The sequence below is a fragment of the Alkalicella caledoniensis genome (assembly GCF_014467015.1).
GTDB classification, from domain to species: Bacteria; Bacillota; Proteinivoracia; order Proteinivoracales; family Proteinivoracaceae; genus Alkalicella; species Alkalicella caledoniensis.
The window spans coordinates 742,199-768,522 of the sequence record NZ_CP058559.1; the positions used below are offsets into that span (position 1 = coordinate 742,199).

29 protein-coding genes and 1 other annotated feature are annotated in these 26,324 nt (G+C 35.7%); of the genes, 6 read left to right on the plus strand and 23 right to left on the minus strand.

Going from position 1 to position 26,324, the window contains the following annotated elements; all coding sequences use genetic code 11:
* The first annotated feature begins 3 nt into the window (after positions 1 to 3).
* Together HYG86_RS03690 and HYG86_RS03695 are read left to right on the plus strand one after the other, a co-directional pair.
* Complete coding sequence (locus HYG86_RS03690; RefSeq protein WP_213167599.1) at positions 4 to 726, plus strand: ABC transporter permease; 723 nt, start codon at positions 4 to 6, stop codon at positions 724 to 726.
* A gap of 264 nt (positions 727 to 990) precedes the next feature.
* Complete coding sequence (locus HYG86_RS03695) at positions 991 to 2,190, plus strand: IS110 family RNA-guided transposase (RefSeq protein WP_213167592.1); 1,200 nt, start codon at positions 991 to 993, stop codon at positions 2,188 to 2,190.
* 183 nt (positions 2,191 to 2,373) lie between these two features.
* Here the strand turns inward: HYG86_RS03695 and HYG86_RS03700 are convergent, their stop codons facing one another.
* The 3 genes from HYG86_RS03700 to HYG86_RS03710 form a co-directional block, all read right to left on the minus strand.
* Positions 2,374 to 2,727 carry a DUF2512 family protein gene (locus HYG86_RS03700; RefSeq protein WP_213167600.1) on the minus strand — a complete coding sequence of 118 codons (354 nt, stop codon included), beginning with the start codon at positions 2,725 to 2,727 and terminating at the stop codon, positions 2,374 to 2,376.
* A 95-nt stretch (positions 2,728 to 2,822) separates the two neighbouring features.
* Positions 2,823 to 3,185, minus strand: a complete 363-nt coding sequence (locus tag HYG86_RS03705; RefSeq protein WP_213167601.1) for a DUF2512 family protein — start codon at positions 3,183 to 3,185, stop codon at positions 2,823 to 2,825.
* Between the two features lie 75 nt (positions 3,186 to 3,260).
* Positions 3,261 to 4,391: a zinc-dependent alcohol dehydrogenase gene (locus tag HYG86_RS03710; protein WP_213169093.1), complete on the minus strand. Its 1,131-nt coding sequence runs from the start codon at positions 4,389 to 4,391 to the stop codon at positions 3,261 to 3,263.
* A gap of 244 nt (positions 4,392 to 4,635) precedes the next feature.
* On the opposite strand from HYG86_RS03710, the gene HYG86_RS03715 reads away from it, so the two are divergent.
* Together HYG86_RS03715 and HYG86_RS03720 are read left to right on the plus strand one after the other, a co-directional pair.
* The gene (locus HYG86_RS03715) at positions 4,636 to 6,270 is read left to right on the plus strand and encodes a BCCT family transporter (protein WP_213167602.1); all 1,635 of its coding nucleotides are present in this window, start codon (positions 4,636 to 4,638) and stop codon (positions 6,268 to 6,270) included.
* A gap of 129 nt (positions 6,271 to 6,399) precedes the next feature.
* Entirely contained in the window at positions 6,400 to 7,284 is an 885-nt protein-coding gene (locus tag HYG86_RS03720) for a BREX system ATP-binding domain-containing protein (protein WP_213167603.1), read from the plus strand.
* Positions 7,285 to 7,341: 57 nt separating this feature from the next.
* On the opposite strand, the gene HYG86_RS03725 is transcribed toward HYG86_RS03720, so the two are convergent.
* From HYG86_RS03725 to HYG86_RS03735, 3 genes are read right to left on the minus strand one after another with little or no spacing between them, the layout of a single operon-like run.
* Positions 7,342 to 8,196, minus strand: a complete 855-nt coding sequence (locus HYG86_RS03725) for an SDR family oxidoreductase (protein ID WP_213167604.1) — start codon at positions 8,194 to 8,196, stop codon at positions 7,342 to 7,344.
* Positions 8,197 to 8,207: 11 nt separating this feature from the next.
* Entirely contained in the window at positions 8,208 to 8,648 is a 441-nt protein-coding gene (locus HYG86_RS03730; RefSeq protein ID WP_213167605.1) for a MarR family winged helix-turn-helix transcriptional regulator, read from the minus strand.
* Between the two features lie 20 nt (positions 8,649 to 8,668).
* Positions 8,669 to 9,298, minus strand: a complete 630-nt coding sequence (locus tag HYG86_RS03735; protein WP_213167606.1) for a YidC/Oxa1 family membrane protein insertase — start codon at positions 9,296 to 9,298, stop codon at positions 8,669 to 8,671.
* Between the two features lie 393 nt (positions 9,299 to 9,691).
* Between HYG86_RS03735 and HYG86_RS03740 the strand changes: the two genes are divergently transcribed.
* The gene (locus HYG86_RS03740; RefSeq protein WP_213167607.1) at positions 9,692 to 9,847 is read left to right on the plus strand and encodes a hypothetical protein; all 156 of its coding nucleotides are present in this window, start codon (positions 9,692 to 9,694) and stop codon (positions 9,845 to 9,847) included.
* Between the two features lie 65 nt (positions 9,848 to 9,912).
* Here the strand turns inward: HYG86_RS03740 and HYG86_RS03745 are convergent, their stop codons facing one another.
* The 7 genes from HYG86_RS03745 to HYG86_RS03775 form a co-directional block, all read right to left on the minus strand.
* Complete coding sequence (locus HYG86_RS03745; protein WP_213167608.1) at positions 9,913 to 11,547, minus strand: ABC transporter permease; 1,635 nt, start codon at positions 11,545 to 11,547, stop codon at positions 9,913 to 9,915.
* Between the two features lie 2 nt (positions 11,548 to 11,549).
* Positions 11,550 to 12,332, minus strand: a complete 783-nt coding sequence (locus tag HYG86_RS03750) for an ABC transporter ATP-binding protein (protein WP_213167609.1) — start codon at positions 12,330 to 12,332, stop codon at positions 11,550 to 11,552.
* Between the two features lie 126 nt (positions 12,333 to 12,458).
* Complete coding sequence (gene msrB / locus HYG86_RS03755) at positions 12,459 to 12,908, minus strand: peptide-methionine (R)-S-oxide reductase MsrB (protein WP_213167610.1); 450 nt, start codon at positions 12,906 to 12,908, stop codon at positions 12,459 to 12,461.
* A gap of 49 nt (positions 12,909 to 12,957) precedes the next feature.
* Positions 12,958 to 13,659 carry a hypothetical protein gene (locus HYG86_RS03760; protein WP_213167611.1) on the minus strand — a complete coding sequence of 234 codons (702 nt, stop codon included), beginning with the start codon at positions 13,657 to 13,659 and terminating at the stop codon, positions 12,958 to 12,960.
* Between the two features lie 357 nt (positions 13,660 to 14,016).
* On the minus strand, positions 14,017 to 14,361 hold the full coding sequence (locus HYG86_RS03765; RefSeq protein ID WP_213167612.1) for a fluoroquinolone export ABC transporter permease subunit: 345 nt from the start codon (positions 14,359 to 14,361) through the stop codon (positions 14,017 to 14,019).
* A complete protein-coding gene (locus HYG86_RS03770) occupies positions 14,358 to 15,212 on the minus strand; it encodes an ABC transporter ATP-binding protein (RefSeq protein WP_213167613.1) in 855 nt (284 codons plus the stop codon). The genes HYG86_RS03765 and HYG86_RS03770 overlap by 4 nt, the downstream gene beginning before the upstream one ends.
* Position 15,213: 1 nt before the next feature.
* On the minus strand, positions 15,214 to 15,819 hold the full coding sequence (locus HYG86_RS03775; protein WP_213167614.1) for a TetR/AcrR family transcriptional regulator: 606 nt from the start codon (positions 15,817 to 15,819) through the stop codon (positions 15,214 to 15,216).
* Positions 15,820 to 15,954: 135 nt separating this feature from the next.
* Positions 15,955 to 16,199 (plus strand) — a binding site (T-box leader).
* A 153-nt stretch (positions 16,200 to 16,352) separates the two neighbouring features.
* On the opposite strand from HYG86_RS03775, the gene asnA reads away from it, so the two are divergent.
* Positions 16,353 to 17,363 (plus strand): aspartate--ammonia ligase, encoded by a 1,011-nt coding sequence (asnA, locus tag HYG86_RS03780; RefSeq protein WP_213167615.1) that lies wholly within the window; start codon positions 16,353 to 16,355, stop codon positions 17,361 to 17,363.
* A 39-nt stretch (positions 17,364 to 17,402) separates the two neighbouring features.
* Here asnA and HYG86_RS03785 read toward each other — a convergent pair whose 3' ends face one another.
* The 10 genes from HYG86_RS03785 to HYG86_RS03830 all read right to left on the minus strand — a co-directional run bounded on the left by HYG86_RS03785 (position 17,403) and on the right by HYG86_RS03830 (position 26,169).
* On the minus strand, positions 17,403 to 17,828 hold the full coding sequence (locus HYG86_RS03785) for a ferritin-like domain-containing protein (RefSeq protein WP_246451877.1): 426 nt from the start codon (positions 17,826 to 17,828) through the stop codon (positions 17,403 to 17,405).
* A 17-nt stretch (positions 17,829 to 17,845) separates the two neighbouring features.
* The gene (locus tag HYG86_RS03790) at positions 17,846 to 18,280 is read right to left on the minus strand and encodes a hypothetical protein (RefSeq protein WP_213167617.1); all 435 of its coding nucleotides are present in this window, start codon (positions 18,278 to 18,280) and stop codon (positions 17,846 to 17,848) included.
* 119 nt (positions 18,281 to 18,399) lie between these two features.
* Complete coding sequence (locus HYG86_RS03795; RefSeq protein WP_213167618.1) at positions 18,400 to 18,795, minus strand: OsmC family protein; 396 nt, start codon at positions 18,793 to 18,795, stop codon at positions 18,400 to 18,402.
* Between the two features lie 64 nt (positions 18,796 to 18,859).
* Positions 18,860 to 19,282, minus strand: coding sequence for a GNAT family N-acetyltransferase (locus tag HYG86_RS03800; RefSeq protein WP_213167619.1), 423 nt, complete (start codon positions 19,280 to 19,282; stop codon positions 18,860 to 18,862).
* Between the two features lie 186 nt (positions 19,283 to 19,468).
* Complete coding sequence (locus HYG86_RS03805) at positions 19,469 to 19,822, minus strand: FMN-binding protein (protein ID WP_213167620.1); 354 nt, start codon at positions 19,820 to 19,822, stop codon at positions 19,469 to 19,471.
* A gap of 89 nt (positions 19,823 to 19,911) precedes the next feature.
* The gene (locus HYG86_RS03810; RefSeq protein ID WP_213167621.1) at positions 19,912 to 20,547 is read right to left on the minus strand and encodes a response regulator; all 636 of its coding nucleotides are present in this window, start codon (positions 20,545 to 20,547) and stop codon (positions 19,912 to 19,914) included.
* Positions 20,540 to 21,943, minus strand: coding sequence for a sensor histidine kinase (locus tag HYG86_RS03815; RefSeq protein WP_213167622.1), 1,404 nt, complete (start codon positions 21,941 to 21,943; stop codon positions 20,540 to 20,542). Before HYG86_RS03815 ends, HYG86_RS03810 begins: the two co-directional genes overlap by 8 nt.
* 90 nt (positions 21,944 to 22,033) lie before the next feature.
* Positions 22,034 to 23,425, minus strand: coding sequence for an FAD-dependent oxidoreductase (locus HYG86_RS03820; RefSeq protein WP_213167623.1), 1,392 nt, complete (start codon positions 23,423 to 23,425; stop codon positions 22,034 to 22,036).
* Positions 23,426 to 23,736: 311 nt separating this feature from the next.
* The gene (locus HYG86_RS03825; RefSeq protein ID WP_213167624.1) at positions 23,737 to 24,729 is read right to left on the minus strand and encodes a D-alanyl-D-alanine carboxypeptidase family protein; all 993 of its coding nucleotides are present in this window, start codon (positions 24,727 to 24,729) and stop codon (positions 23,737 to 23,739) included.
* Positions 24,730 to 24,852: 123 nt separating this feature from the next.
* Positions 24,853 to 26,169 carry a methyl-accepting chemotaxis protein gene (locus HYG86_RS03830; RefSeq protein WP_213167625.1) on the minus strand — a complete coding sequence of 439 codons (1,317 nt, stop codon included), beginning with the start codon at positions 26,167 to 26,169 and terminating at the stop codon, positions 24,853 to 24,855.
* Positions 26,170 to 26,324 lie beyond the last annotated feature (155 nt).

Sequence of the window (26,324 nt, forward strand, 5' to 3'; positions counted from 1 at the left end):
CATATGTTTAGTAGTTTTTTTGTAAGTGAGCTAAAGAAATGGGTCAGAGACCCTATGATGGCTTTTATGATATTCTATCCTATGCTTTTTGGACTTCTAGGTAGGTATGCTCTACCTACGATAGCTGAGAATAGTGGGTTCATGATTGACGCTTATGCAGACTTTATATTAGCGGTCCTTGCCCTAATTACACCTTTTGCTTATGGGGCCATTGTTGCATTTTCCATACTAGATGACAGGGATGACCATATACTAACTGCAATTAGTGTAACTCCATTGAGTTTGAATAAATTCTTGTCATTTAGAATGGTGATGGCAACTACCCTTACATTTTTCGCAACATGGTTTATACTATGGTTTGCAAATGTAGGTGACCTAAGTCTAGGCATAATGGCATCCCTTGCATTTCTAAACTGTTTAGCAACACCCATGGTAGGTTTTTTCATAAACGCCTTCGCCACAAATAAAATTGAAGGCTTTGCAGTAATGAAGGGTTTCGGTATGATCATAATCCTTCCTGTTGTGTCACTAATTTTCACAGACGCCAAAGAATTTATCTTCGCACTGGCCCCTGGCTTTTGGCCAGCCAAAGCCATAAGTACATTGGTCCGAGGCGAAGAATTATTAAACCTAAACTACAACTTATACTATTTGATAGGATTGGCATACATCTTAGTATTGCTAGTGTTCTCATATAGAGTGTTCTTAAAAAGAACCAAGGTGTAAAGATTCGGGGTCTACCATAGAAATATATGGTCATACCCTCGAAAAAGTAATCAATATATGTTAAAATATAACTAAACGAGGGTGTGGCTCCTGGGGTTAGTTGCTCATTTATGAGTTAACTCGGTCCTGAAATGCCGCCCTCGTTTTTGTTGTATCCGTAAAGTTGACCGGGATGATGCCGTCCTACGGGAAGTGGCTCTGTTGGTAGACGTAACGTTGGATTACAACACACTTGGGTGCAAAAATTAGGTGGGAGGGAAAAACATGCAACAGCAACAACTTTTAGTTGGTGTAGATGTAGGTTATCGCAAACATCATGTAGCAATTGGAGGCGCTAAAGGTATTGTGGACCAATTTGAGATTCCCCATAACGAAGATGGGTTCAAATACTTTTTTAGTCGTATTGCTAACCAAGCGCGCCAACTTAAGGTATCTAATGTAGCAGTAGGAATGGAAGGTACAAATGGTTACGCAAGGCCCCTTGATCAGATGATTAAAGGAAAAGGGTATAAACTCTTAAATGTTAATAATCTAAAGCTAGCTCGTTTTAAAGAAATATTTTCAGCCCCTGCTAAAACCGATAGTATTGATGCTAAAGAAATCGTAACCTTGATGAACATGGTACCATTTATGGGACAAGCTAAAGAAACGCTTCAAGAAGTTTATGATGTAGAAGAAACTCAAATCAAACTTAAACGCATAAGTCGTAGACGGCGCCAATTAGTTGATGAAAAAGTGACATTACTTAATCGTATGCAAGCAGATTTACAATCTGTATGCCCTGGATTTATTGATGTATTTAAGGATGTTAGTGCAGATTATGTATTAAGGCTTTTAAGCTTAAAATCTGACCTTAGAAAAACAGCGAAAGTAAGGAGAACAACCTTACAGAAGCTACCTGGTATTGGTAAAGCGCTTTCAGAAAAGATTGTCTCTTGGCAAGAAATAGCTTCTTTTGGCAAAGAAGTAGATTGGGTAGGTCCAATGATATATGATGATGCTAAACGAATATTAGAACTAAAGAAAAAGATAGAACTGATGGAAAGTCAGATGAAGATATTACTTGAGCAATCTCGGTTAGCGACAATCATTGAGAGCATACCTGGTTTTGGCATAGTAACCTCTTGTGAAATCGCAGGAGAAATTGGTACAATGCAAAGGTTTACATCTGAAGCTGGTCTTGCAATCTATCTAGGGATGGCACCAGTGGACAATAGTTCTGGAGACTACCAAGGTACCAAAACACCGAGACAGGTCAATAAGAGGGCAAAAAAAGCGATGATGGCTGCACTAGGTATTCACATACGGTCGGTTGACCAATCGAAGAAATACTATGAAAAAAAACGGGCTGAGGGCAAGAAATATAATCAAGCACTAAGATCACTGGGACGCCATTTAACAAGGGTCATATGGAGTATGGTTAAGAATGATCGTATGTATATACAAAAAGAAATAGAAAAATAACCACTGCTAAAATTTAAAAATTTAAACAGTGATTTTCAATGGTAGGATATGTTTACCTACATAATTACATATAAAGTAAGCAATTCAAAAATATGAAAATTAGTATCTATACTTGACAAAATCAACGGGATGTTCAGGCTACAATTATCCATTACTGGATAATTGTAGCCTGACCCCCCTTTTTTATTTCGGCTCTATTTCTTTTTCGCTCATTAGGTATGAGTGGAAGAAGTACTCTATGGCTGCCACTATCAATGCAAATATCAGTACTCCTATGAGGTTTGGGTTAAACTGTGGGACCAATAGGCTTACGATATATGCCGATGCAAATGTTAATATGAAGTCTGCTGCTGTTGTCATCAAACTACTTCTTGATGGCAGGATGATTATATCTGCTACATAGTTGAGTACAAATGCCAGGGCTGCTGAAAAAAAGATGGACATTCCGGGGTTTGTGTCTATATATCTTAATGCAATCCATGCCGCTCCCATTGTGTAGATGAACTTTACAAATAATGCTGAAACTGTTTTTCCCATTTCAATCCTCCTTGTAAATTTTAAATTATATCTTATTTCACACACATATTCCCTTATATGCTTAAAAATTAGAACAACCCATATTCTTGTTGTGCCTATCTTTTTTTGTTTTCCACATTATCTGTTTCAAGGATGTAAATATGAAAGTAGTACTCAGCGAATATGATCAATGCTCCAAAAGCTAGTAATCCCGAAAAACTTGTTTCAGAGTTTGGTGTCAGTATATCTAAGATAAAAGCTAACAAAATTGCCATCAGACCATCACCCACAGCAGCAACAACAGCTCTAAATGGTGCAAGAATAATTAAGTCACCTATTAGATAGTTCACTATTGTGCCAATAACAGCTAATACTAACACCCATCCAAAGTGATTATTGTCAACCAGTGCAAATGCCATCCATGCTGCTCCGAACGTAAGTACAAATTTTATAACTAGTGCCGTTGTTGTCTTATTCATTTTCCGCTCCTTCTTCCGGGGGTCTTGCTTCAATTATTCAATAATAGATAATTGAAGCAAGACCCCCTATTTTTATTAAGGCTTTAAGATAACTTTGATGCAATCATCCTTTTTTGCATCAAATATCTCGTAGGCGTGTTCTCCCTGGTCTAGGGGAAGTTTATGTGTGATTATGTCTGTGGCGTCAAATTTTTCGTTCTTAATGAGATCTAAAATTGGGTCAACGTAAGCGTGTGCAGGACATTGTCCCATTTTCAGTGTTATATTCCTTGAGAAAAAATCACCTAGTGGAAACATATTATATCTTGCGCCATATACACCTACCATGGATACTGTACCAGCTTTTCTAACTGCTTGTGTTGCAATTTCGATGGCAGATTTTGAACCACCCTGAAGCTTCAGTGCACTTTCAGCCATTTCCACATAGCTCATTTTTCCATCCATACCGACACAGTCAATTACCACATCGGCACCGCCACCGGTAATTTCTTTAATGTACTCACCAGTATTTTTCAATTTATCAAAGTTAATTGTCTCTACTTGATTGTGTTTTTCTGCATGTTTTAGACGATAGTCTATATAATCCACAGCTATAATCCTACTTGCCCCTTTATATGCTGCCCACTTTTGTGTAAGTAGACCTACTGGCCCACATCCTAACACTACAACAGTGTCACCATTTTTCATTCCTGAGTTGTCTACGCCCCAAAAAGCTGTAGGAAGTATGTCTGTCAAAAATAAGACCTGCTCATCTGTTAGCTCTTCAGGAACAACCGTTGGGCCTACATTGCCATATGGAACCCTTAAGTATTCAGCCTGGCCACCATCATATCCACCAAAAGTTTTACTATATCCAAATAGCCCTCCCACTTCACCATTTGCATTTGAATTGTCGCACTGTGTGTATAAATCGTGGTCACAGAACCAACAATCCCCACATGATACGGGAAACGGGATTATAACCCTATCACCTTTTTTTACTTTTGTAACATCTGATCCCACTTCTTCTACAATGCCCATGGTTTCGTGACCTAGAATAAATCCTTTCGGGGTGTTTGGTATCATTCCATGAATAAGATGTAAGTCTGAGCCGCAAATTGCTGTTGAAGTCACTTTTACTATAATATCATCATGATTGATTATCTCTGGGTCGCCTACATTCTTGACTTTAACATCCTTTACACCTTCGTAAACTATTGCTTTCACGTAGCCATCTTCCTTTCGGTTTTTATCTCCCATAGATTTCCCTTTAAATCATGTATCAATACCTATAATCTGGATATATATTGTTTTTTTTATGTAGTCTTTAACAAAATTTCACTATGTTTAAAACCCCGTGTTTATTGGCAAAATAACACAAACAATGTTTTACTTCATTTGTCAGATATATGGCACTTTGATAAAATATAAAAGTATTTGCGTTTTTACATAGATTGAAAGGGTGATAATAGTGCAAAAAGATGACATTAGTAGCAAGGAACTTGAAGAAAAACTTTATAAGAGGAACTATAACAAAAACGGGTTAGATTTAAACCCAGTAGTTTCTTTATCAGTAGGAGTATTTATATTGGTTTTCTCACTTTATGCATTGATAAACATAAATCATGCAAATCGAATGTTCGAACTGGTGAGAGACTATATAATCACTAATTTTGATTGGGTTTTCATATTATCTAGTAATTTTTTTATAGTAGTTTGCCTGTTTTTTGCTTTTTCTAAGCTTGGTCACATAAAAATCGGTGGTGTACATAGTGATACAGAGTTTAGTAATTTTTCATGGTATTCCATGCTTATCTCAGCAGGAATGGGTATAGGACTTATGTTTTGGGCCGTTGGTGAACCCCTTTATCATTCTGAGTTCATCCCACCTATATTTGAACATAGTAACAATGCTTACGCTGCCATGGCAACAACTTTTTTCCATTGGGGACTGCATCCCTGGGGAATATATGCTTTAATTTCTTTGGCATTAGCTTTTTTTGCATATAATAGAAATCTCCCACTATCTTTAAGGTCAGTATTTTATCCACTTTTAGGGGATAGGGTTTTTGGATTTTGGGGTGATTTGATAGATTCCCTTGCGGTTATAGCTACTTTATTTGGCCTGGCCACTTCTTTAGGTCTTGGTGTACAGCAGGTTAATAGTGGTTTAAGTTATCTAATAGGTATTCCTAACAATGTAATAGTACAAGTTATACTAATTGTGGCAATAACACTAATTGCAACAATTTCAGTGGTCTCTGGTATCGATAAAGGAGTTAGATTCTTATCTGAAATGAACATAAAAATTGCCGCATTTTTTATGTTAGCAATACTCATTTTAGGTCCCACAGGCTATATTATTCGCCTATTCTCTAACTCTTTGGGCTTGTATTTAAACGGTCTAATCAGCTCCTCCTTTTATGTATCCATAATGGATAAGACATGGCAAGGTGATTGGTCTGTGTTCTATCTAGCGTGGTGGATTTCATGGTCACCATTCGTAGGTCTTTTTATAGCTAGAATATCAAAGGGTAGGACAATCAGGGAATTTGTGTTAGCTGTTTTAGTTATTCCATCACTTTTGTCATTTGTATGGCTCTCTGTCTTTGGGGGAACTGCCATATCTTTAAATGCAGCATCCGATGGAGCTTTATTTAATGTTGTACAGGACAATTTACCCGTTGCCCTTTTTGAAATGATTAACATCTTAAATATGCCTATTTTAGCAGGCTTACTTAGGATAGTACTGTCGGTTTTAGCCACGGTGTTGATTATTTCGTATTTTGTAACCTCTTCTGATTCAGGTTCACTGGTTGTTGATAAAATCACATCAGGTGGTAAGCTTAAAACCCCAGCTTCCCAGAGGGTCTTCTGGGCATGTTTAGAAGGTATGGTTGCAGCTGTTCTTCTTCTTATTGGTGGAGAGCGGGCACTAAATGCACTGCAAACAGCTGTTATTAGTACAGGGCTTCCTTTTGCCATTGTACTAATTGTAATGACCATTTCACTTATCAAAAGTCTTCATGTTTCCCAACGTAAACAAAAACGTATTAGGGACATAAATAAGTTTAAGAAAATCATGGAAGTTATAGAAGAAGAATAAAAAGGATGTAATATGTACGGATAGTCACGGGGCAAGTTATCTTTTTAGATAACTTGCCCCCTTTTAAACTTGTCTAATTCAAATTTGTTCTTTATAATATAATCTGAAGTATTATATTTGGAGGTGCCTATGTCAAGCTTAAAAAACCTATCCTCGGAAGATTTTCATGATGAACTTGCAGAAATAAGTAGGTGCCTTGAAGTAGTAAATAGGGGTTACGGATCATTAAAAATTATTTGCAGTGAGGATGACAACTCAACTTCGACTATAATAAATTCAACAAAAGAACAAGGCCTTGATAATAATTTTGTGTTGACGGAAATTAAAATCAGTAATGAGTTTAAAGTAACTTCATTACAAGAGTTATATAGTAACATCATGCAAAACCTAATTGTTCAAAGGCAAGGTGTTATAACACCCACAAGCTTTGAGGCTATTTTCCAAATATGGCTAGAGAGAATTAGAAGTTACCCCGACAAGAATGTTGCTCAAGGTGAAATTTTCTCAATAATATCTGAGCTTGAAAAGCACAGTGTAGTTTTTGCTAAAGCCTTTTTGTCCTATATTAAATCTAAAATTAATGGCGACAGTGAATCCTCATCTGCCCTAGCATCATTGTTAATGGGGAAAAACGAAGATAATTGTACCGTAGGTGATAAAGGTTTGGATCAAAAACAGCATGAACCAATTAAATTCCTTAAAGCCTTTGCAAAATTAGTACAATACATAGGCTTTTCAGGTATCCTTATAATTGTAGATGACCTTCAGCTTGTACTAAACGAACGTTCTGATTTGCGAGCTGGCTGTTACGATGTTTTAAAATCCCTATTAGATGCCATTAAGTCTGATACTTTACAAGGTTGCATGTTCTTATTTGGTTCCACCTACGACATTGTTGAAGATCAGTTGAGGGGTTTTTATTCCGACTATGGTCTATGTCAAAGGTTGGGAAGTATGGATCACAGAAATACTGACACTTATGACGTAAAAAATACTGTAATGTTTGTTAAGTAACAATGATAACAGGCTACACTAATTTCTCAATGGGGAAATTAGTGTAGCCTGTCTTTTTTACCAGCATTCAATATGGTCTTGGATAAACTGTTTTACTGAAATAGGCTTTCTACCGAGTATTTTCTCCATCTGTGGAGTAACAAGTTTTGCCATTCCAAACCTAGTCGTTAAGTATAGCCCAACCATTACATTAGCGAAGGCTTTTGGGGTACCCTTTCTAATCATTGTATTTCTGAACTTCAATGGATTTGGGTTAGTATATCTAACTTTTCTACCCAATTCTTTAGTGAAAATATCAGCAACATCATAGTAAGTAATAGCCTCTGGTCCAGTTAGTGTATATGCCTTATTTTCATGTCCTTTATTTGCCAAAGTAATAGCACCCACTTCCCCAATATCACGGGCATCTATAAAACTAACTTTCGCGTTACCTGCAGGAATAAAAATATTTCCCTCTGTTTTAATATCATCCCTATGGGTTGTACTTAAGTTCTGCATGAAAAAGCTTGGTCTCAAAAAGGTATAGTCTATTCCTGATTTTTCTAAATATTTTTCTACTTTATAGTGGGGAGGAATCGGGTTTTTTTCGATACCTAAAAGAGATAAAAATACCACATGCTCTACCCCCATCTCCTTAGCTTTATCTATAAATGGAAACATGTATTTTTTCATATCTGATATGGCTGGTGGCCTCATGAGAAATATCTTATTTATACCTTCTAGTGCTGGTTCATAGGTCGTTGGATCTTCAAAATCAAGCCTTACCAGTTGGACATTACTATCTACTTCCCCCCTAGCTCGCTCAATATTATAAACCGCTGCTCTAACCTCACATCCATACTCAATAAGGTTATTTACTACTGCGCTTCCTACATTACCTGGCACTCCAGTTACTAAAATCTTCTTCCCCATCTTTATTCCTCCTATTTTTCTGTCGTGAGATTGTTTATAATCCTTGAAAGGTATCTTGCCAGTTCTTCTAATTCTTTTTTTGAAAAGTCACTAACAGCAGAATTCATTGTTTCATCACTGAGCCTTTCCATTTCCGACACTAACCCCAGTGTTTTTTCTGTTAAGCTTATCAACTGAGACCTTCTGTCATCTGGGTTTGTTTCTCTTAAAATCCAGCCGTTTTTATTTAACCTATCGATTATACCTGAAATAGTGGGTCTATCAGAATGTAGTTTATCTGCAATGGCTGCGGGTGTGGCAACAAAATCTGTCTCTTTATACTGATATAGTAAATGCAGTACACCCCACTGTGTGGAAGTAAGGCCTATATCTGTAAGTCTATTATTCAACTCCCACTTTGTTAGCCTTGCGGCCTTACTAAGTAAGTATCCTAAATTTGCTTCTCTATTCATTTTTTCACCTCAATTAATGTTTATATTATTTCTGCAGTGTTGGGTAAATTAACAAAATATCTACTTATGATATAATTTTGCCCTATGGATAATACATTACCCACAAACCAATAGAGGGCCAGACCTGCCGCCATTGTTGAGCTGAAAATTACTATCATCAATGGCATGAGTTTATTCATAGTGGTCAATGTGCCATTTGACGCCTGGTTACTTGTACTGGTAGATGATGTTTGCACTGATTGAATATAAGTTGTTATACCAGCTAGTATGGGTAGCAAACCAGTTATACCAAAAAGCTTATCAGGAACTGCTAAGTCAATACCTAAAAACATAGTGCTAGTAAAATTGCTAGTTTGTTGTATTACACTGAACATGGCAATGAGAATAGGTAGTTGTATTAGCATAGGTAAGCACCCAGAAAAAAGACTGACATTGTATTTTTTGTATAGTTCCATTGTAGCCTGACTTAGTTTTTCTTTATCCTCCTTATATATCTTTTCTATTTTTTTTTGCTCAGGGATAAGTGCGTTCATGGCTTGAGTATTTCTGATTTGCTTAATATTTAACGGTAATATAATTATCCTAAATGCCAAAGTTAATAGTATTATTGCAAGCCCATAGCTACTTGTCCAGTTGTAAAATAAATTCATTAAAGAAAGTAAAAAGTTATTTAAAATTTGCACAACGTCACCCCTATTTATTTAGTTAGCCTACTAATAGTTAGTATACAAACTATTAGTAGGCTTGTCAACTCTTAATAATAAAAATAAAAGCCCCTTAAAAAGGACTTTTAACAATCTTTAAATTTTCATTAACAATTTGTGCTAATCTATTTAGGGGACTGAGCCATTTTTCCGGAATATGTTTGTGAAATTGCATAATGTCGAATTTCCTTGTCAATTTTCTTTATGTCTTATTAAACACCTTTTAAACTCTCCCTCTCCAGTATCAATATTTAGGCGTGTGGTTGTTTTGCAAATAAAATTCATTTTTCCCTATATGATTTAATATAGTTTAGTAACATACAAAAAGGGGATGATTCCATGGGCAACTGCAATTGTACCTCTCAAAGGAATAGATTTGACGTTATTTTAGAATTAACTCTGTATTATTTAGATACACTTCCTGAGGATGATGTTACATTAGATGAAATTGAAGAGACATTCATTACCATGTCTAGGTTAGTTAATAACATTTAATTAGGTAAAGATAATATTTAAGGTCAAGTTCGGCTTTTAATTAGCGAGGCTTGACCTTTTATTTTTTACTTAAATGCTCTCTGCCAAAAGAATTTTATAGCAATCATTGAGATAGCCATATAAATGTATAAACCAAATGCAGCCCTTCTGACTAGAAAATGTGCCACTACTGACACTATGATAAAACCAATGGAGTAAAAGAAGGTCTTTGTACTTTTGTCCTTAATATACTTAAAATCTTGGGAAAATGGTAGGTCCTTAGGGGTCACTAGTGTTACGAACATAATAAGGAGTAATAGGTTAAAGAAAATTATCAGTAAGTCAGGTAGAATTCTAGCCCCAAATACCCAAACAAACAAACCACTTGATATCATAAAAGCTGGTGAGAAGTAGTTGATTACTAAAGCCTTAGTTGCCCCGGAGTATATAGGTGTACCACTGTTTAATGGAATCACTTGATAGACCCAGGCAGCATTATATTTTTCGCTGATACTTATCATGGGTAAAGCAGATATCAACATAATTAGAGAAACATAGAGTACGAAATAGGTGCTGCTATTTTTCATACTATCAAGGTAGGATTCAAAGGACTGGCCATATCCTACGTTGTTGAATAAGAATATTAGTGGAAATATAACAGAAAAACCCAAGGATGGAAATAGTCTTAATTTAAATTTTCTCTCACTGGCAATCATTCTCTTGGTAAATTTATAGAAAGTCTGCTCATTTTTATCCTTTAAAAAAATCTTTGATAATAATAGTTTTCTCATTGCTCTCTTTTTTGCCTTTGCAGAAAGCTTACCACTGTTATCGCTTAGTTTTGCTAGGTTCTTATCAAAATAAGGAGCTATCAACTTGAGGTAAATTACAAGCATACATATAGAAACCACTACCCCTAATATGGATAGCCATATAATAGATGTTGAATAATCTTTATCTAATAACACAACAAATGGTGCACTAAACCAAGTAGGTGGTAAAATATAAGTCCACCATCTAGGAGTAAAGACTATATCTAAGTCAATGAATCCAAAGGCTCTACCTACAAATTGATATGACAAGGTTACAAGGAGGGTAAAGCCTATCTGGAAATAATTTATAATATCCTTAAGCTTTTCGCCGTCGAATAGCCGTAAGATTAGATAATATAGCAAAGAAGTTGTAAATATGGAAAATCCCAGCAAGGAAAAAAGTTGAACTAAGAATATACCCAAAAAACTAATACCATATATTATTGTCCCAGCAATTATAAGTGGTCCGCTTATAGCCAATGAAATGGTAAGTAGGTAGATAAGGACATGTATTGTTTTGGCCATGTTTAACGTTTTATAATCTACTGGTTTAGGCAGCAAGATATTTTTTTCATTTACGTCTAAAAGTACCGAGGAAAAGTCTGATATTAAAGATGAAATGATCATAAACAAAAGCAGCCCGTAAATAATGCTCATTTTAAAAAACAGCGGAAAAGAGGGAATCATAAAGACCAGCATAAAAACACCCATCAAAGCATAGATAAATAGGGATTTTTTGAAGTAATTCCCTTCTTTCTCTTCATCATTTGACAAAACTGTTGGCACCCTGCGTTCATCCATTATTAGCTTTACATTTAGTATAGATCTAAGGGTTCTGTAGTTCACACCTAGTTTAGTAAATAAGTACTCCCCCTTATCCAATAACCGTAGTATAAAGAAATCCTTCATAATTACACCCCTTGAATAGCCTTAACAAATTCAGTAGCTATTTCACTATGTCTATTAAAGCCAGTTAACTGATTAAATATACTTTCCAAGGAACCTTCCTTACTCATTTCCTTGAGTTCATCAAAGGTACCATCAGCAATTATTTGTCCTTGATTAATTAGAATAATTCTGCTACTTATTTTTTCCACAACCTCCATAATGTGTGAAGAGTAAAAAATTGTTTTCCCATTTCTGGCTAGGTCAGCCAAAATTTCTTTAAATACCATAACACTATTAGCATCTAAACCATTGAGTGGTTCATCCAAAAACAGTATGTCTGGATTATGTATTAGACTTGCGATGATTAGGAGTTTTTGGCGCATTCCTTTGGAGTAAGAGGAAATACGAGAATAGTACACATCTAAAATTCCGAACAACTCCATTAATCGTTGTCCTTTTTTGTCTATTTCATCTGGGTCCATGCCATAAAGTTCACCTATAAATTCTAGGTACTCATATGCAGTTAGTGCATCATAAATTTCACCTGATTCTGGAACATATCCCACTTTAAGCTTATAATCAGTGCTTCCTCCATTAATTTCTTCACCAAAAACCTTAATACTTCCTTTATATCCTTCTACTATCCCTAAAAGAATTTTAACAGTAGTACTTTTACCTGCACCATTTGGCCCGATATAACCTATTATCTGTCCCCTATGGATGTCAAGGTTGATACTATTTAATACCTGTTTTGATCCGTATTTCTTTGTGAGATCTCGAATTTGTATAACTGTTTCCTGTCCCATTTTTATACCCCCTTGTTTATAAAGTAGTTCTCCCATATTATTCTTTAAATATTTCTTCATTCCTTGTTTATTACAAAATTTCTATAAGAATGTTTATTACATAATCAAAAACCCAGGCAAGGCGGCCTAGGTTTCAAATACTTTTATCAAGTCCTTATATCCTTCCTTTTCCATATCCTCAAGGGGGATAAATCTAAGTGCAGCACTGTTAATGCAATACCTTAACCCACCTTCTTCTAATGGCCCATCATTGAAAACATGGCCAAGGTGGGAATCTGCGTCCTTACTACGCACTTCAATGCGGTGCATGTTGTGGGTAAAATCAGCTTTCTCCTTAATTTGCTTTCTATCAACAGGCTTAGTAAAGCTAGGCCATCCACATCCTGCATCAAATTTATCTAAGGAAGTAAAGAGTGGCTCCCCTGAAACAATATCCACATAAAGCCCTGGCTTATTATGATTCCAAAACTCATTTTTGAAAGGCGCTTCAGTCCCATTTTCCTGTGTTACTCTGTATTGGGTTGGGCTTAGCTTTTTCCTTAAATTGTTCTTATCAAACTTATTTTTATTGTCCATATTCTCAACCATCCTCCGAGGTCAGAGCTGATTAATCAAGCTGACCCTTTTATTTGCTAAACTTCTTAACTAACAAGTACAAATACACAAAGTGTATGGCTGTGGCGAAAGTTATAGTTGTTATTATATTTTTTCCCATTATTATCTCATTAATCCAAAATGGTGGTAAAATCCCTGCCATATACCTCCAGTTTCCTTGGGCTAAAAAGCTTACGGCAGGCGCGATATTTAAAAGTCCTAAGCCCTTTGAGTAGGCTAATCCCTCAACTTTATTCGCTGCAAAACTTCCTAAAAACAGAGCTATCAGTGGTGCTTCCAGTGACGCTATTAGTATCATTGCCACTGTTTTAGACATTGATACTTCCGCTAGTGGTAGTATGTTTACAGTGATAGCTGACATGGCTATTGAAATTATAGTGGGGCTAATTATCCTATAAGAGATAAAACCTGCTTTCCCTAGTTCTGTAACAGATATATAGGATAATATATCATCATCTTTTTCATCTAATATAATAAACCCCGTAAAAACTCCTATAATCATTGGTGTAAATAATATAAGATACACATATATAAGTGGATAATAAACTTTTAAGTCAAAGTTAAGTTGCTCCAGTAGAAACTCTGTTGCTATGGGTAAAACAAAGTATAGAAATGATGTCAATAATAATGGCCCCATAAACGAAATAAGTAAAACATAGTCACGGATCAAATTTTTATAATCCCTAGCCCCGAGACTAATTATTTTCCTCATTTGTTCCCACCCCCGATTTTTGATATGACATATCCCTGAAGACTCCATACTGCACCTCTATACGCGAAGTAACAACCAACTAGTAAATACGCTATTGGAAACAACAGACTAGTATATGTTTGTGATAATGATGCTAGCAGTAACTCAATAGTGTGAGTGGTAGGAATGAGTATATAAAGAAACGTCTCAAAAATATCCAAGTACTGAGTTAGTGGCAGAAAAAAAATAAGCAAAAACACACCAGAGTACATCATATAGTAATTAAGGTTCTTGGTTCTCACAACTAAAATAAAACCTAGGAGAGTAAAAAAAGTTGCTGTAAGTAGAATGGTTATAGTAAATAAAATCCAATTTACATCATTGCCACCAGATAAAACCAGTATAAACACTACTCAAATACGTTATAAGACCAAGTGAAATCACTTTATTTAATATATAGTTTTTTATGCTATAGGGAGTCACAAATAAATTCTCTAATATGTTTTGATCCCGTTCCAAAAAGAATATTCCGGATATAAAGAAAAATCCTAGTACTGCTGGGTCAGTGAACAGTATTATAGGCAGAATAAAATTCCTTGGCTCAAGGGGTAACAATCTCAAAATAGCAACATAAACAATACTGGCGACTAGATAGGCAATGTAAAATCCATGCCGGAATTGAAATTTAATATCATGCAAAAGGGAAGACCCATTTTTTTTCATGTAAGCTCCCTCCCAGTTACCTCTATAAATATACTCTCTAGGCTAGCTTCTTGTGTATAAATTCGTTCTACATCTTTTGTTCGCATAACCCTTTGAAAATCCTGATTATCTAGAAGCTGATCCATAGAGTACTGCTTTGTTTCAACAATATCATCTCCTTTGTATTCAACGACTACATTTTTGTTGCCTCTGCTTAGTTTCAACTGCCTAGGAGAGTCTATAAGCTTTATTTCTCCATCCACCAAAAAAGCTACCCTATCACAAATCTCATCTGCTACATTCATATTATGTGTAGTAAGAAATACGGTTTTTCCTTCAGATTTTTTTTGCAATATAATATCTTTTACTCTTTTTGCATTAACTGGGTCTAAACCTGAAGTGGGTTCGTCAAGAAATATAATATCTGGATTATTAATTAGTGCCCTACAAAGGTTTAGCCTCATTTTCATTCCCTTAGAAAATTGCCCAACCCTCATATTTTTATATTCCAGCAAATTTACAGATTCAAGCAGTATGTCTATGTCACTGATATCCGATGAGAAAAGTGAACCAAAAAAATTAAGATTTTCCACAGCTGTAAATTTAGAGTAGAAGTTAGGACTTTCAAAGGCTACACCTATTTTATTATAATAATCTTTTTTAAGTTTCTTTAGTTCTTTGTTATCAATCTTAACTGAACCATAGTAGTTTTTAAGGGTTCCGATAAGTATTTTTTGTGTGGTACTTTTTCCAGAGCCCGATGGACCTAAAAAACCAAAAATTTCCCCTCTTTTTATATTAAAATTAATGTCTTTCAGTGTTTTAACTTTTGCTCTAGAGTAAGAAAAATTTAAATTGTTAACTGATATCACACTACTCCCTCCCCTTAAATAAACCATTTGCTATTAGAGTAATAATGAGCTCCAAGGTTTCATCATAAACTCCATCCCCAATTTCTTTTTTATGAGTTGATAGCAGAAATAAAGCTCTAATCACACCAGCAATAGCATCAGGATTAAACTTTTCCATCATTCCCTTTTGCTGCCAATACTGAATTAAGGGTAAGAGGTCATCTCCATCTGTTGCAATATGTTTAGCTATTTTTTCTTCAGGGAGCTTTCTTACTATCAGCTCAAATTCATCTCTGTTGTACAATGTTTTCAGAAAAGTATTTTTTTCTACTTCCCTAAGACCAGAAAGCAAAAAATCTTTAAATGAACTTGCATCAGCTTCATATATATTGAAATTTTTGAGGATCTTTTCTTTAAGAATTTTTTCTTCTTTCTCTAGTATTTCAAAGTAAAGCTCTTCTTTAGAGTTAAAAAAGCTGTAAAAAGATCCCTGGGCAATGCCCACAGCTTTAGTAAGATCACCAATGGAGGTTTTCTTAATTCCAAATACACTAAAAAGTTCCTTTCCCCTTTCTAGCAGGTTATTGGTTATTATTATTTTCTCTCTTTCAGTAAAGCCTTTAGCCATAAATACTCTCCCCTATGAACTTTTTTTATTTTTATTCATATATTCATAGTATCCTAATTGTTACTCATTGTCAATATATTCCTTGTGGTACCCCTTGACTTTAGTTTGCTAAATTGCTAAAATAATAATTAATAAATAAAAACTGTGATGAGAAGAAGTAAATGTAGAGATTAGTTTCAGCGAGTTGGTGATAGTGGGAGACCAATACGAAGGCTATATTGAATAACATCTCGGAGTTTCTAACTGAAATCCTTTAAGGAAAGTAGGCTTAGACGGAGCCTGTACCGTTAGCATCAGGGCGGTTTGATAGAACCGTATTTAAGTGAGCGTATTTTGCTAACTAGGGTGGTATCGCGGAAGTTAAAGCTTTCGTCCCTTATTATAGGGATGAAAGCTTTTTTTATTTTAGATACCTTTGCGTAGTAGCAAAACAGCTAACTAGGGTGGCACCACGGAAGCTTAAGTCTTTCGTCCCTTTTCATAGGGATGAAAGGCTTTTTTTGTACCATAAAATAATGAGGAGGTTTTATTTCATGACATGTTTAAAATTATCGCAGCAGTACAAACCATTATTGAGCATTAGGGAAACAGAAGTAGCAATTAAAGAGATTAAAGACTATTTTGAAAGAAAGCTGGCGGAGGAACTGAACCTTACTAGGGTCTCTGCACCTCTTTTTGTAGCTAACCATACGGGATTGAATGATAACCTAAGTGGTGTGGAGGCACCTGTATCTTTTACCGCTCCTGCAGTTAAAAACCACCAATTTGAAATAGTCCACTCCTTAGCAAAGTGGAAGCGTATGGCACTAGCTAGGTATGGGTTTGAAATGGGAGAAGGCTTGTACACTGACATGAATGCCATTCGCAAGGATGAGGAGCTAGGCAACCTTCATTCCATTTATGTTGATCAATGGGATTGGGAGAAAATCATTTCAAAGGACCAGCGCAATAAGGATACATTGAAGATGACTGTTAGAAAAATCTACAAAGTATTTAAGTCCACAGAAGCTTACGTCACCAGTCTTTATCCACAGATCAAACCAATTTTGCCAGAGGAGATTCACTTTATCACAACACAAGAATTAGAAGACTTGTATCCTTCCCTTTCACCAAAACAAAGGGAGCATGCCATTACAAAGGATAAAGGTGCAGTTTTTCTACTTGAAGTAGGTGAAGTGCTGAGGTCTGGTATTCCCCACGATGGTAGATCCCCTGATTATGATGATTGGTCATTAAATGGCGACATCTTATTCTGGTACCCAATGTTGGACTGTGCCATAGAACTCTCATCCATGGGCATAAGGGTTGATGGCAAGACACTTCTGTCACAGCTGGAAAAAGCAAATGCTAAAGAAAAAATGTCCCTAGACTTTCATAAACAACTCCTTGAAGGTACTCTGCCACAAACCATAGGAGGGGGTATAGGACAATCTCGCATCTGTCTGTATTTCCTAAGAAAAGCCCATATAGGCGAAGTACAATCCAGCGTCTGGAGTGATGAGATGATTAAAGAATGCCAAAAGGCAGGAATTCAACTACTATAAGAAACGGGGTCTACCATAATCTATGGTAGACCCCGCATATTACTTGCTATACCTAGCTAGGATGCCTTCTAACATTCTTGCGTGGCGTGCTTCGTCTTTTGCTGCTTCATTGAAGTAGTCTCTTAGAGAGTCTAGGCCAAGTTCTTGGGCTTTGTCTGCTGCTTCTTTTTTAGACTGATTGGCGAAAACTTCCCCTTCTAGCATTTGCTGAATGTTAGCAAATAGGTCTTCTTGGATAATGCCGTTAAATTCTGCAAAGTGTGCTGCATGTTCTGCTTCTTCCCATGCCATGGTTTTTAAAACCTCAGCTATCTCGGGGTATCCTTCCCTTTGCGCTAACCTTGCCATTGCTAAATACATACCAACTTCCGATGTCTCACCTGTAAAGTTTTGTTTTACTATACGCTCAAGGGCAGTGCCTTTCGCTTCACCAATTACATTTTCTAATGTTAACTCTCTTTTCATTTTACCCATCCTCTCTATTACTTAACATTTTGAAAAGCTATCATGACCCTATCTGCCATTGATGGATCTATACTCTTCATATCATTTAAGTACATCAACGTACTTCCTTTATAATCTAAGGCCTCTCCAAACAAAATTATCTCATATGTAGAACGAACTATGTTGATTATACAATCTTCGTCATGATACAGGTTACAGTTTCTGCATTGCTTAAGTAAATAAGCTAATGAACTAACAACCGTGTCATCATCGTATACCTTCATATCATTATTGGGTATTTGATCTAGACCCCCATCTAAAAAGTCATCCTGTTGCCTTAAACAAGATGTTAGGCTCTGTCTACAATACCCAATTAAGCAGTTGCCTTTTTTACAGGAACCACAGTTACTTGGTGTCAAACAACAGTCACCTATTTTTGATATTAGACCTTCATAGTTAATGTTTGTGTTCATTCTTCTTCCCCCTATTAGTAATTATTACTAATACAATAATACAAGGCTTGGCTATTTTTGTCAATAGGGTTCAGGCTTCATTATCCAATATTGGATAATTGAAGCCTGAACCCTATCCTCTACTTTACTGTTACTATGTCAAAGTTTGGTGGTGTCATCATGTGTTTTTTTACTGCGCATAGGTCCATTGCTCGAATTATGGCTTTTTCGTATTTTGCTGGGAATACTTCCGGCAGTGTTAGCTTTAATTCAACATTGTCCACAAGCCCTAACTCTGGATTTCTAGTCACGTCTAATTCTAGTTTTAATCCATCTGTGTTGATCCCTTTACTTTCGCAAAAGCCTACTGCGTATAACCCAGCACAGGTAGCTATGGATGATAAGAACAAGTCAAATGGTGTCGGTGCAGACCCTTCTCCCCCTGCTATTTCAGGCTGATCTGTTGTTATGGTAAATCCTTTAATACTTGCGTCTACCTTTTTTCCACCTGGAAAACTAACTTCGATTAACGCCATAAAAATCACTCCCCTTTATTATTATACAAGCTTATTATACCCCCTATGGGTATAATAAGCAATACTAAAAGTCTTTCTTTAGTACAACTTTAGTTTTATTTTTATATCCAGATAGGGTATACGTTTTAATGGCTGCTTCATTATTTATACCTGTAAGAATCTTTATTTCACCAACTCCCACTGATGATAGTCTTTTTTCTAAGAATTCTACCATAGCCGAGGCTATACCTTTTCTTCGATACTCTTTTCTTACATAAACCTCAGTTATTTCTCCCTGGGGCTTTTCATAGCAGAAAGAGTCAAATTTTTGGGCACAGGCAAACCCCGCATGTTTTTCACCTACTTTAGCTATAGCGATTATCTCATCGGATTTCCTAAGACTTTTTCTCACTTGTTCAGTCCTAATTTTTACATCATTGAACTCATAGTTCATCAAAGATAATTCTTCGGCATCATATGTATTTGCAAGTCTTATCACCGTTTCCATTTTTCCCCTCCTAATTCTAAACAATGATTTAGTGTAAATACACAATACTGCAATCTCGCTTATAATATATCATACTAATCTGCTTTTTACAAAGGATAATTTAAATTATAACTGACTATAACAAGACAACACTAACACTATTTGCGAACAAAAAAAGGGCAATGTCGTAGACATAACCCTTACCAACTATTTCTTAGCTTGCTCTAAAGCAGCTTTAGCTGCATCCACAATTCCTTGGCTACTGGCAGTAGCACCTGTTAAAGCATCAATATCAGCACTTTGTGCTTCTATAATAGCTCCAGGAGTGTCTTTAAAAGCCCCATCTGATATTCCAGGTGTATCATTGTGGTTTAGTATGTTAACCTCAACGATTTCCCCACCAGTGACTTTTACTTCTACTTCGATCTCTCCAGCATAACCCTTTGCAGCTCCTGTGTATGTTCCGTCTTCCCACATAGCTGTAGCAGCATCCGAATCTGAACTACATGCTGTAAAAACTAAACTTGACATAATCAACACTAAAACTAATAGTTTTCTCATTTGTATTCCCTCCATTTAAGTTATCCTTGTGCAATATTTATCTTACTATTTCACAGATAAGCATACAATATGGCAAATGTCCCAAGTTGTTAATCCAGGGATTTCTTCCTTTTCCAATATAAAGCTGCTTCGGTTCTGTTACTTACATTAATCTTAGATAGGATTTTACTCACATAGTTTCTCACTGTTTTTTCAGCTAGAAAACACTCTTCGGCTATATCTTTGTTTGATTTACCAGTTGCCACAAGCTGTAAGATTTTCAATTCCTGTTGTGTTAATATATTCTCGTGTTTGTTCACAAAGCTATTATCACTTATATGTTTTTTATCCACTGATTTATCAACTACCATTTTGCCTGACAAAACATCATTAATTGCCTTCAGTATGGTCTTACTATCTATATTTTTCAACAAATACCCATTTGCCCCTGCTTTCAAGGTCTCTTGAACAATATCCTCTTCAGCATATGCTGTAAGCATAATAACTTTTGTGGCAGGTGAAATTTTTTTTATTCTTCTAAGACCTGCTACCCCATCACCATCGGGTAATTTTATATCTAGCAAAACTAGTTCAGGCATTAAGTCTTCCACTAGTTCGTAGGCATCATATAAATTTTGAGCTTCACCACACACTATGTGATCAGTGTTCCTCTCTATTAGGGATTTGATCCCCCATGTTACAACAGAATGGTCATCAACTAGTAATATCTTTGCCCTTCTAGTCATTTAGGAATTCCTCCCATGGAATTGTTAAGGTAATAGTTGTTCCCATAATATTTGCTTTGATTGCCAAAGTGCCATCAGCCAATGAAGCTCTCTCTTTAATACTTTTAATACCAAAGCTATCGGACTTAATGGACTTTAAATCAACACCTACCCCGTTATCTGAAATAATTACTATAAGTTCCCTTAGGGTTGATTTAATGGTAACTTCGGCTTCAGTTGCCTTGGAATGCTTGATCACGTTACTTAGCGCTTCTTGTACAATATAGTACACTTGAGTCAATTTTTCGTTAGATAGTTGTCCTAGGGCTATGGCAGGAACTTCATAGTTGAGTTTTATCAGTACTGTCTTCCATTCTTGAAATTTTTCTACCAGTTCCGTTATATTAGCCTTGAGATCCTCAACTTCTATTTTTTGGGGAGAAAATCTTGCTATGAAACCTCTAATGTCAGATATCACTTCATTTAGGTCTTCCTTAATTTCAATCAGTTGCTCCTTATTTCCTGGATTATCTTCATCTTCCATTAGAAATTCAGCTCTTAAGCCTGTAGCAAATAGTTTTTGTATCAACACGTCATGAAGCTCCCTGCCAAGCTTTCTTCGTTCTTGGGTAGCAGCTTGAACCTGAATTAATCTAGATATCTTCTCGTTTACTTCCCATGTGAATATTTTAATAATGTCTATAAATAAGAAGGTAATTAATATAGCTGAAAAAGTCCTCGCAGCTTCAATGGGTATTCCAAAAATTATCTCAAAGACATTTTTATTAATAACATTTGCTGGGAAAAAATTTTGTTGTGAAACAATTAGTCCTGCAAAAATTCCATACATCAAAAAAACCACAGCTAAGGCTTTAAACTTTATTGATATAATTTTAAGATTTAGATTCCGCATGGCCTCTGAGTTTTGGTACAAGGCATAAGCAACCAAAATTCCACCAGGTAACCCGATAAAATACCTAGACATGGTACTATACATTGGGTATTTTATGTTTGTAGCAACATCTGGGTATAGCCAATCCATTATAAAAAAACCTAAGGCCCAGATGGTTAATAATACCCAAGGTATTTTTTTTAGTTTTTCTAGCTTATAATCTTTAAATTCAAATAATGCAAACCCAAAGGCAAATAGCGATGCGAAAGAAGTTGCATTTAAGAACATTTTAAACTGGTATTGCTGGACTATATATTCTGGGTAACTATCAGCTATAATAATCATAGACACCCATTCAGAAAGACCATGTATAACTCCAAACCCCGCTAAATAGATCAGTGCCTTCATTAAAGGGAAGTTACTTATTTTTTTATTACTTTGCTGAAGAGCGGAGATACCCATGGTAAAAAAGGCTAATCCATAAATAAAGTATAACGGTATGGATTTTGGTCCGAAGAAGTCCATGTTTTTTTGCCTCCCTTTATGTTTAATCTAAATTATTATACCAAGTATAGAGGAAAAAACCTATCCCAGTATCAGGATAGGTTCTGAAATTTACTTGCCCGCTGCGTGTTTACCAGCGATTTTTCCAAATACGATGTTTTCAGTAGTGTTGTTACCAGCTACACGACCTGAACCGTATAGACCACCACTTATCTCACCTGCAACATAAAGACCTGCGATTGGGTTTCCGTCTTTGTCAATTGCTTGAGCATTTTCATTGAACGCTACACCAGCCATTGTATAGTGTGATGAAGGAAGAACCTCTACACCATAGAAAGGACCTTCTGTTACTTTACCAGTTGTTGATCTTTCAAATTCATCTACACCATTGTTTAACTCTTCGATTGTAGCTGCAACAATTGCTGGATCTAAACCAAGTTCTAGAGCAAGTTCTTCAATAGTATCTGCTTGAATCATTTTACCTCTGTTTACAGCCGCAGCACCGTTACTTGTTTCAAAAACCTCGGAATCAAAAATTACATAACCTACTCTATCAGTTTGCCCAAGCACGTGTGGTACTAGATCAATTGGTTTTAATGTTTCATTTACAAATCTTTGACCTTCTTTATTTAATAATACTCCGCCACCTTCTTGGCTAATTACAGACTCACGAATCCAGTAACCTGGTCTTCCTAAAGCTCTCATCTGGTGGAATTCCATATCCCTTGTGTCTGCTCCTGCAGCGATAGCCCATCTAAACCCATCACCAGTTGGCCCAACTGTACTCATTACGTTGTGAGAGTTTGCAAATTTAGAATTGTACTCACCTATTAAATCTTGAGCATTACCAAAACCACCTGTTGCTAAGATAACAGCATCAGCTTTTATACTAACTTCATTGCCATCTTTGTCAGTTGCTTTAGCTCCAACTATTTTACCATCCTCTATAATTAACTCTTTACCTTCTGTGTTAAGTTTAATTTCAAGATTGTCATACTTAGCAGCTTCTTGTTGGTAAGCTTGTAATAGTAATGCTCCAAAGTGACCTTCTGTTGGAACTATCCACCATGGCTCATCAACATTAAGCTTGTAGCTTAATCCTAGGGAAAGTAACCATTCGTACGCATCATTACTTTTTTCAGCAAGGATTGTAACTAGTTCTTCGTTTGGCAAGTTATTTCCCATTGTCATGGTTCTGTCAATATGATCTTGTACTGTAAAAGGAACTTCTGCTTCTTCGTGAAGATTTGTATCAGATGCAGTAAGACCAGTTGCAGATGTTATGGTATTACCTCCAAGCATAGGTAATTTTTCAATTAGAATAACATTTGCCCCTTCTTGTGCAGCAGTAATAGCTGATACTAGTCCAGCTCCTCCACCACCAATTACAAGTACATCTGTTTTAATTTCATTTGAATCACTTGAATTATCATTTGATGTACATCCTACAAAAATACTCGTAGATAATGCCATAACCATAAGTAGAATCAAAAACTTTTTCATCTCATTGCCCTCCCGGAAATTTTAATTAGATTATTAGAGTTTGTACTGTTTTTCACAACCTCTAATGAGATTATAATACACATTTGGAAAGTACACATAGTGACAAATGTCCTTTTTTTCACAAGTGTACCATGTTTTGAAATAGAGACATATGTCTAATGGTGCTTAAGTTTTATATATGATATTACTGGTACATAGTAAAGCTTTCATTACTTTCTATATCTATATCTTTCACAAAAAAAGGATCAGACTAGAGTTTATCAATGATTTGATAAGTTCTAGTCTGATCCTTTTTAACATATTAAATAATTTTAATTACTTGCTCTTTCATTGTTTCTTACAAATCTTTGCGGGTGTTGTTTTAAAAACTCACTTAATGGTTTATTTGAGTTATACCACTGTTTTGCTGAGTCTACTCCTATATATCTGTAATGCCAAGGCTCATATATATATCCTGTGACATCTTCATACCCTTCTGGGTAACTCATGGCAAAACCATATTTATAAGCATTGTCTTTTAACCATTTACCTGCTTGGGTATCTTCAAAGGATTGTACCAATCTTCCCTCACTGTCTTCAGAAAAATCTACTGCAGTGCCCAGTTGATGTTCTGATTCTCCTGGACGGGCACTTCTTTGGTTTGCAATTTTTTCACCGTATTTTACTACATTTTCACCAAATACTTGTTGTTGAGTTTCATATGACCTAAATGCAGATGCCACATAAAGTGTAATATTCTGGGCTTTGGCATCAGTCCACATTTTCTCTAACTGCTCAGCAGCTTCCTGACGTAAAAAGTAAGACCATTGAGGACGTGCTAAAACATGTTTTGGTAATTCTACCAAGTCGTCTGGGTGATAGTTCCCTATATTGGTGTCTTTGGTTACTAAAGCTAACAAGTAACTTCCATCTATAAAAACTGAATCTCCTATTTTATCATAGTCTAGTTTAAACACTGCCTGTATATAAGTGTCCTGTTCACAGTAAAATTTATACTCTTCCCTTTGGGATACTATTTCGCCATTTTCTTCCCAACCCACAAAATTATAATTACTATGTGGGTTAGCTACGATTGTAACTTCCTCACCTATTTCGTACCTACCTCCACCATCAACAGTGCCACCTAAGTTTTGTGATGGGTTAACTTCTATATCAACAACCTTTTCTTGTGTCTCCCATATGTTTAATCCTTGTAGTAAGTTCACAGGATTTATAGCTAGCTTGTATCTAATGAAGATACTAGATATAACCAAAACCAAAACAACAGTTAAAAGAACCACTTTTTCTCGGGTTATTTTCCCCATATCTTCCCCTCCTCGTATAGTATATTGTAACAAATTATCTCACATTTTTAAATAACAATATTATGTAAACTGGGTCAGTCTTCAATTACCCAATATTGGATAATTGAAGACTGACCCCTATACTTACAGTTTAAAATTACTTAGCTGTTTGTTTAGTTTTTCTGCATATGTTTCTAACTGCTTTGATATGTTCTCTATTTCATTAGCTTGTGCCGATTGTTGTTGTAGAGATGCAGCTACTTCGTTTATGGACTTTACGTTGTTGTGAGAGATATTACTTATCTTTTTAGTTTCATCTATTAGGGGCAGGGTTTGCTTATGTAAGTTTTGGACATCCATACTAATGTTTCTGGCAAGCTTTATAACCTCCTCAGTACTCCCTAACATGCCTTTGATTTTACCTTCTGTATCAACAACTGACTGTACGCCTTTTTGTACAGATATATGACTACTTGCCATAGCTTCTAGGGTTTGAGTGTTCCTTTCTTCTAGCATCTCAACTTTGCTTTGAATCTCTGTTGTGAAGCTTTGGGTTTGCTCTGAAAGTTTGCGAATCTCATCGGCCACTACAGCAAAGCCACGCCCCTCTTCCCCAGCTCTAGCTGCCTCAATGGCTGCGTTTAGTGCTAGCAAATTAGTTTGGTTGGATATATTTGAAATCATTTCAACTATTTCATTTATCTGTTGAATTCCTTTATTTAATTCCGAAATATTTTCTTCTAGGTTGTTTACACTATCTTTTACTGAGTTTATGTCTTGTACAACTCCACCAAGCTGTCTTTCCCCATCATGTATTTCTTCCACTGTTTTCATAGCTTGTCCTTCTAATGTCCTTGTTATAGCATTTGTATCTGTTAATTTTTCCATTGCAGATGTAATGTCAGCTGTCATTTGATCTATGGCAACAGTTTGTTGATTTGATGCATCCACCATCTCTTGAGACAAATAAGCTATATGATCTGAAGCCATATTAGATTCTTTAGTTCCAGTTGACAACGTACCTGAAGATTTTTTTAGTTGTTCTGTAAGAGCGGCTACCTCACTTAATAAAGTTCTGTTTCGATCCATCATTTTATGCACATCTGCAGCTAGGTCACCTAATATGTTTTTAGGATATTTTTCTTTGTCCTCATTTAAATCTCCTGTTGCTATTTTTTGCATTAGGTTTTGTAGCTTTTTTATAGGTTTAAAAATTAAAAAATAAGTAAATATTAGTAGCATTATTAGGTTAACGATGCTTTGTAAAAAATTAGTGAGCAAAGCTAAAGCTCCTCCTACGTAAGCAATATGCTCAACTTCTTCAATAACACTGTTTAGATATCTTGTTAAATTTACGGTCAAAGGTGCAGTCACTGCTGTGGAAATAAAGGTAATTAGCCCAAAATGAAAAAAAAGTGACCTTTTAATTTTTCTGTGAAAAAAACTTCTTTTTTCGCCCATTATTATACAACTCCCTTAGCTTAGCTTAATAGTACTTTTTTGTATTAAAACAAATTCGACACCATATTATTTTTTTCCTGCTTTTTCCTTGTGTTTACAAATACTTTGCACTTTGTATCACAATGAATATAAGGGAGAAGGATAAAATACCTAAG

What these genes read in the sequence shown, in the direction of transcription:
- HYG86_RS03700 (WP_213167600.1), bottom strand. Translation starts at nt 2,727, where the DNA reads ATGGGAAAAACAGTTTCAGCATTATTTGTAAAGTTCATCTACACAATG.
- HYG86_RS03805 (WP_213167620.1), bottom strand. Translation starts at nt 19,822, where the DNA reads ATGAGAAAACTATTAGTTTTAGTGTTGATTATGTCAAGTTTAGTTTTT.
- HYG86_RS03775 (WP_213167614.1), bottom strand. Translation starts at nt 15,819, where the DNA reads ATGGCTAAAGGCTTTACTGAAAGAGAGAAAATAATAATAACCAATAAC.
- HYG86_RS03750 (WP_213167609.1), bottom strand. Translation starts at nt 12,332, where the DNA reads ATGGGACAGGAAACAGTTATACAAATTCGAGATCTCACAAAGAAATAC.
- HYG86_RS03705 (WP_213167601.1), bottom strand. Translation starts at nt 3,185, where the DNA reads ATGAATAAGACAACAACGGCACTAGTTATAAAATTTGTACTTACGTTC.
- HYG86_RS03830 (WP_213167625.1), bottom strand. Translation starts at nt 26,169, where the DNA reads ATGGGCGAAAAAAGAAGTTTTTTTCACAGAAAAATTAAAAGGTCACTT.
- HYG86_RS03695 (WP_213167592.1), top strand. Translation starts at nt 991, where the DNA reads ATGCAACAGCAACAACTTTTAGTTGGTGTAGATGTAGGTTATCGCAAA.
- HYG86_RS03740 (WP_213167607.1), top strand. Translation starts at nt 9,692, where the DNA reads ATGGGCAACTGCAATTGTACCTCTCAAAGGAATAGATTTGACGTTATT.
- HYG86_RS03810 (WP_213167621.1), bottom strand. Translation starts at nt 20,547, where the DNA reads ATGACTAGAAGGGCAAAGATATTACTAGTTGATGACCATTCTGTTGTA.
- HYG86_RS03815 (WP_213167622.1), bottom strand. Translation starts at nt 21,943, where the DNA reads ATGGACTTCTTCGGACCAAAATCCATACCGTTATACTTTATTTATGGA.
- HYG86_RS03785 (WP_246451877.1), bottom strand. Translation starts at nt 17,828, where the DNA reads ATGAAAAGAGAGTTAACATTAGAAAATGTAATTGGTGAAGCGAAAGGC.
- asnA (WP_213167615.1), top strand. Translation starts at nt 16,353, where the DNA reads ATGACATGTTTAAAATTATCGCAGCAGTACAAACCATTATTGAGCATT.
- HYG86_RS03725 (WP_213167604.1), bottom strand. Translation starts at nt 8,196, where the DNA reads ATGGGGAAGAAGATTTTAGTAACTGGAGTGCCAGGTAATGTAGGAAGC.
- HYG86_RS03735 (WP_213167606.1), bottom strand. Translation starts at nt 9,298, where the DNA reads ATGAATTTATTTTACAACTGGACAAGTAGCTATGGGCTTGCAATAATA.
- msrB (WP_213167610.1), bottom strand. Translation starts at nt 12,908, where the DNA reads ATGGACAATAAAAATAAGTTTGATAAGAACAATTTAAGGAAAAAGCTA.
- HYG86_RS03730 (WP_213167605.1), bottom strand. Translation starts at nt 8,648, where the DNA reads ATGAATAGAGAAGCAAATTTAGGATACTTACTTAGTAAGGCCGCAAGG.
- HYG86_RS03825 (WP_213167624.1), bottom strand. Translation starts at nt 24,729, where the DNA reads ATGGGGAAAATAACCCGAGAAAAAGTGGTTCTTTTAACTGTTGTTTTG.
- HYG86_RS03790 (WP_213167617.1), bottom strand. Translation starts at nt 18,280, where the DNA reads ATGAACACAAACATTAACTATGAAGGTCTAATATCAAAAATAGGTGAC.
- HYG86_RS03760 (WP_213167611.1), bottom strand. Translation starts at nt 13,659, where the DNA reads ATGAGGAAAATAATTAGTCTCGGGGCTAGGGATTATAAAAATTTGATC.
- HYG86_RS03690 (WP_213167599.1), top strand. Translation starts at nt 4, where the DNA reads ATGTTTAGTAGTTTTTTTGTAAGTGAGCTAAAGAAATGGGTCAGAGAC.
- HYG86_RS03720 (WP_213167603.1), top strand. Translation starts at nt 6,400, where the DNA reads ATGTCAAGCTTAAAAAACCTATCCTCGGAAGATTTTCATGATGAACTT.
- HYG86_RS03745 (WP_213167608.1), bottom strand. Translation starts at nt 11,547, where the DNA reads ATGAAGGATTTCTTTATACTACGGTTATTGGATAAGGGGGAGTACTTA.
- HYG86_RS03800 (WP_213167619.1), bottom strand. Translation starts at nt 19,282, where the DNA reads ATGGAAACGGTGATAAGACTTGCAAATACATATGATGCCGAAGAATTA.
- HYG86_RS03820 (WP_213167623.1), bottom strand. Translation starts at nt 23,425, where the DNA reads ATGAAAAAGTTTTTGATTCTACTTATGGTTATGGCATTATCTACGAGT.
- HYG86_RS03765 (WP_213167612.1), bottom strand. Translation starts at nt 14,361, where the DNA reads ATGAAAAAAAATGGGTCTTCCCTTTTGCATGATATTAAATTTCAATTC.
- HYG86_RS03795 (WP_213167618.1), bottom strand. Translation starts at nt 18,795, where the DNA reads ATGGCGTTAATCGAAGTTAGTTTTCCAGGTGGAAAAAAGGTAGACGCA.